This is a genomic window from Fulvivirga aurantia (genome assembly GCF_009711475.1).
Lineage (GTDB): Bacteria > Bacteroidota > Bacteroidia > Cytophagales > Cyclobacteriaceae > Fulvivirga > Fulvivirga aurantia.
This window is the reverse complement of sequence record NZ_SMMD01000704.1, coordinates 1-5,962: the sequence shown is the minus strand read 5'-3', so window position 1 is coordinate 5,962 and position 5,962 is coordinate 1. Positions and strand designations below refer to the sequence as shown.

Here is a 5,962-nt window from a genome sequence, read left to right as displayed (position 1 = left end):
TACATATCTGCAGAAACAAAAAAAGGCCACCTCTTACGAGATGGCCTTTGTTTGAGATTAAATTTACCTACTAGTTAACAGTTAAATCTTCTTTAGTAGAGATGGTCCCAAAGTTACCTGCTCTATCCTCTACTATATAATACACATCATAGTCTCCCTGTGCCACATTGATAGTTTTTGTAGACAATGAAGGAGAAACTGACATTGTCATATCACCGTCAAATTCTGTTGCTTTGGTTGGAGCATCCGCGCCATCAGCTAAGATTAAATAGTATCCTGTGCCAACTTCATCAGATGACATTGATATGCTTACTAATCCATTTCCTTGATCAACAGCATCTGCAAATGAAAGAGTTGGGTTGTCATTATCAATTGTAACGGCTGATGCATTTCTTACTAAACCCGGCTCATTACCTGCCAAATCGACTACGTTTTCTAAGGAAACGTTTAGTGTACCAGTACTATCACCGTTAACAGTATAATCAAATGTATAAACTAGTGGATCCTCAGTAGCAACTAATGTATCAGTTTCAGCTTCCACTCCTGCTCCCTCAAATGCTATTAATAATGTAGTATCAGTTGGGTTATCAGGCATAACTTCTTCAGAAAAAGTAGCTGTAACCTTTAATACAGTACTATCATTAGCGTACAAAGAAGAATATGATAAGTCCACTATAGGCGCGATATTATCAACTCGATATAGTTGAACAAATGCACTATCAACATTTATACTCCCAAAAGTTTCATTTGATGTAATATCTTGGAACAATGCTTCAGGTATACCGTTTCCGTTACCTGCTGTGTAGATAGCATAAGCTGAATCTGCGTCAACTTCCACCAACGGCCCCAGAGTACCAGATGTAAATGCTAGTTTACCAGGATAAAACCCTGAGGAATCCGTATTAACTTCAAAATCAGGTAATCCCGAAAGTGGTGTCGTAAAGTTGAAGAAAACCGTGTCTGAAACACCGTTTCTTAAAACACCTGTACCATTATATGATACAGTTACAGCTGGCTGAGTTTCAACATTAATTTTCAACTCACCACTTGCATCTCCCTTAGTTACAATAAGCGTATATTCACCGGCTGCATCGAATGTAACTGTAACATAAGCATCATTAGCAGCATTTTCTGAAATGGTAGCACCACTTCCAATTGACCAATCATAGTCATCTGCTTTGATGTTCATATTCAAGTAGTACTCCTTACTTTCTCCGACTTCTACCGATTTAGGTCCTGAAATCATGAGCGCATTGCCTGGCGTATAGTCAATAACATTACCCTCTTCTTCCTGGCATGAGCTCAAAGAGAATAACACTAAACCCGCTAAAGCAAACGCTTTCGTTAGGTATTTATTCATAATTAATTTCATATATAAATTTAATTTTTTTGTCAATTTTAGTTAACGTCCCACCACATGTTGGTTGTCATGTTATTGAAGCCAACAGCCTCAAAGCTTTCAGTATTTGCTTCTAACTCTACCGAAGGATAAAGAGCTCTAACTGGAATATCACCAATAACAGCGGCCTCAGGTAAAGTCAAATAAGTATCATCAAACTCAAGCCTTCTGCTTTCTGCCCAAGCCTCTAAACCTTGAGTATACAATGCCACCCACTTTTCATAAGCAATTGATGAAATACCAGCATATGGATTTGCAGCTAAATAGCTAGCAGCATCAGCTGATGTTAATCCCCAGTCTAGCATAGACGCTTCTACTGCATTATTATAAGATGCCTCAGCACCAGAACCAGCTATATTTCTTTCTGCAGCCTCTGCTTTGAAGAATTCCACTTCAGCATATGTCATAAGTTTTGCAGGAGCTGTTGCCTCTCTTATATCATCAGCAGGACGTGAGCTTACTGATTTTAATTGAAATGACTCAGCATCTGTTAAACCATAAGGTAAACCAACAATGTTACCATTTGAGTTTGGTTTGGCAAATTCATCCAATCTAGGGTCGCCATTATCTTTAAGGCTCGTAACTAGAATTTCAGATACACAGAAGTCATCTCTTGTAATTGCATCCACATAAAAAGGGTTTGCAATTCTCTGATCAGCATTGAAGGTAAATAACGCATTTTCGTCATTAGAAGAGATTAACCCTAAGCTTGAGTTTAGTGCTTCCGTAACAGCAGCATTTCCTACACTGCTATTAGCATCAGACATTCTCATACCGATTTTTAACTTCAATGAGTTTGCGAACTTACCCCACAATTCCATATCACCACCATAAATGATGTCTCCTGATCCAAAACCAGCTTCGTCAGTATTAATTAAAGCTATTGCAGCATTTAATTCAGCTAAAAGGCCTGTATAAATAGCCTCTTGTGAATCGTAAGCAGGATTCGGAAACTCTTCAGGGTTAAATGCTTCAGAATAAGGTACATCTCCCCAGATATCTGTAACAATCTGAAGGGCCCAAACTCTAGTTATAGCAATTTGAGCTAACCTGTTTTTTCTAACAGCATCAGCTAATCCCTCATTATTCTCAGTGATAGCTTTTGCTTCTTCAAGGTCTATCAGACCACCAGCATAAAACGATTGCCAAGAAGCACTAAAGCCACTAGGCTGCTGATTGTAACGAGAATCTTCAGCATATTCATTTTGAGAGAAATGCTGAACCATTAACATTCCAAACTCAAAGTTCATTGCTCTACCCCACATCCTGTCAGCAAGAGCAAACTGAGCTTGAGTAAACAAGTTCTCAGCAGGAACTTCTGTAGGATTATTTGGGTCAGTATTTATTTCTTCAAAATCATCTGTACAAGCTGCTACAAAAAAGAGTAGCAACAGAGATGAAATTATCTTATTTATATTTTTCATTCGATATAGTTTTTAAAGTTTAAAACTAAGGTTGAAACCATATGATCTCGTAGTAGGAATTTGAGCATTCTCAAGTCCCTGGATATTACCTGTACCAGTAACAGCCTGAGGATCTAAGTAAGGAATCTCACTATAAAGTAATCCAAGGTTTCTACCCACAACAGCGATGTTAACATCTCTGAAAGGCAAGTTGCCTAATAGATTTTGTGGAAGATTATAACCTAATCTAACTTCTCTAAGCTTAATGAAGCTTGCATCATACACGTTAGGTGCAGCCACATTCCAAATTGTTTGATAGTAAACCTGAGGATTAACAGCTACATCATTAGCCTCCGTAGTATGACCAGTTACGTTACCATTTTCATCCTGAATAGCTTTAACACCTGAGATCATCATACCTTCTTCTCTGATATTTCCTTCAGCTGTTTTTGGAAGCATACCTGAGTAGGCAGCCCACTGTAGTGAGGTTGAGTGAATTACACCACCACTTTGGAAGTCGATTAAAGCACTCGCTGTAATTCCCTTATAGGTGAATGCATTTCTGATACCACCTGTAAAGTCAGCAACAGCAGAACCTAAGAACTTTCTATCTGATTCAACAGCTGGTATACCATTACTTTTTATGATAAGTTCACCATTTTCAGTTCTCTGGAAATCCTGACCAAATAAAGCCATATATGGCTCGCCTTGCTGAAGTCTCACATCAGCTGCCCATGTGGTTCCAAGAATAATATTGTTCACACCTGGAGCTAATTCAACAACTTCATTGTTATAAGTTGCAAAGTTTACATTTACATCCCAGGAGAAATCTCCTGATTGAATTGGTGTACCTCTAAGCGCTAATTCGATACCACTGTTTTTCATAGATCCAGCGTTTACAACTCTAGATGTATAACCAGTAGTTGCAGATGAAGCTACATTAAATATTTGCTCTTCAGTAGTACGGTCATAGTATGCTAATTCAAAACCAAGTCTGTTTTGAAGGAAGTTCATTTCTAAACCAACTTCAAACTCTTTAGTTAACTCATTAACCAGATTAGGGTTATTTCTTGCGTTTGGAACTGCATATCTCGGGCTATTTCCAAAGTTTGGAGCCTGAGGCGCATAAACATTACGTAGATTATATGGATCAGAATCACTACCTGCAAATCCATAACCCACTCTCAACTTACCAAATGAGAGTAAATCACTGCCTTGTAAAGCCGGAAGCTCTGTAAATACAAAACTTGTAGTTACTGCAGGGTAGAAATATGAGTTAGACCCTGTAGGTAAGGTAGAAGACCAGTCATTTCTCATTGTAAGGTCTACAAATACTGTAGAGTATAATCCAAATGAAGCCTGTGCAAAAACACTATGAATTTCTTTTTCAGCTACGGCAGTTTCCACTGTTGGGTTACCCAGACCATTGCTGATGTTAAAGAAACCATCAAGAGCAAGACCACCATTCGTATTGGCTGTGATTCTCTTTCTTTCTTGACTCATTAAGTTACCACCCACCATGGCGTTAATTGATAAGAAATCATTGATTTGCTTATCGAAAAGTAACTTGGCTTCATAGTTAGACTCAGTAAATGTTCTTGTAGTTTCTGAGTAGAAAGACTGATCTACGCCTCCGTTAGGAATACCTTCTCTTGATTTAAAAGTAAACCCATCAGTCATAGCTCTTGCAGAAAAGCTTAAACCATCCGTCAACTGATAGTTAGCTGCTATATTACCATAGAATCTATCTCTGGTGTCTTCTTGTAAAAACTCATTTCTTACCCAGTACGGGTTATCAAAGAAGTATGGTGCTGGATCCCAACCTGTAAATACATCATTTTTATCCGTTTCAACACCAGTTGCATTCCATGTATATTGTGTTCCATCTTGCCATTTGTAGTTCTGTAAACGCTCTACATCAATTTGCGTTTGCCACCACTGCGTAAAACCCTGCATCGGGTTGCTATTAGAATAACCTGTTGCATTTCTACCATTAGCTGCAGACTTCACTAAGTTACCACTACCTGATATTGTTAATTTATCAGTCAGGTTGTAAGATGCATTTATACTAAAAGTATTTCTTTCAAGATTAGAATTTGGCATTGTACCTGATTGATCAAGGTTTGTATAGCCAATTCTGAACGTACCATTTTCATTACCTCCGCTAAAAGCTACAGAGTTTTGGAGAGTTACACCAGTTTCAAAGAATTCTTCGTAACCATTAGCAGGAGCAACCCACGGTCTGGTTTCCCCATAGTTAGGAGACTGTGGATCCCATGAATCCCAATGTCTAACCATCATATTAGGATCATACTTTGGACCCCAAGAACCATCTTTAGAGTAAACCGGAGCATATTGAGTTTCTCCATTGAAAGTAAATTCATTGAAACCAGAAGGTGTAGAAACAGTAGCTCCACCACCATATCTCTGCTGATGCTCAATAAGGTTTTGAACTTTGTCAAATGTTACTCTTGAGTTGAACTCAATTCCAACACCTTTTGACTTTCTACCAGACTTAGTAGTAATTAAAATAACACCATTTGCACCTCTCGCTCCATAAAGAGCAGTTGCAGATGCTCCTTTCAATACAGACATAGACGCGATATCTTCTGGGTTAATGTCAGAAGCTGCATTACCATAGTCATAAGATCCTCCACCGAATCCTCGTAATTGAGAGGCAGAAGCATAGTTGTCATTGTTTATTGGCATTCCGTCAACGACAAACAACGGTTGGTTTTCACCAAGGAAAGAGCTTGAACCTCTAACTGTAATTCTTGAAGAACCACCGAGTGTACCACTTGTTCCTTGAATCTGAACACCAGCTACCTGACCCTGTAATGCATTTACTACATTTGGTTCAGACGCCTGTGCTAATTGCTCAGAATCAACTGACTGAACAGAATAACCAATTGCTTTTTTCTCGCGAGATACTCCTAATGCAGTCACCACAACCTCGTTCAATTGCTGAACATCTGAAGCCATAGCCACATCGATTACTGATTGCGAGCCGATTTGCACTTCCGTAGTTTCTAAGCCCACGAAAGAATACACTAAAACACCTCCATCTGAAGGTACATTCAAATTGTAATTACCTTCTACATCCGTAACGGTTCCAGTAGAGGTACCTTTCAAAATTACGTTAACACCAGGTAAAGTCGAT

3 protein-coding genes are annotated in these 5,962 nt (G+C 38.7%); all 3 read right to left on the bottom strand.

The annotated features are described in order from the left end of the window. Positions 1-70 precede the first annotated feature (70 nt). Positions 71-1,360, bottom strand: coding sequence for a hypothetical protein (locus E1176_RS07750; protein WP_155210042.1), 1,290 nt, complete (start codon positions 1,358-1,360; stop codon positions 71-73). A 38-nt stretch (positions 1,361-1,398) separates the two neighbouring features. Next, positions 1,399-2,823, bottom strand: a complete 1,425-nt coding sequence (locus E1176_RS07745) for a SusD/RagB family nutrient-binding outer membrane lipoprotein (RefSeq protein WP_155210041.1) — start codon at positions 2,821-2,823, stop codon at positions 1,399-1,401. 12 nt (positions 2,824-2,835) lie between these two features. After that, positions 2,836-5,962, bottom strand: a 3,127-nt coding sequence (locus tag E1176_RS07740; protein WP_155210040.1) for a SusC/RagA family TonB-linked outer membrane protein, incomplete at its 5' end; no start/stop codon positions are given.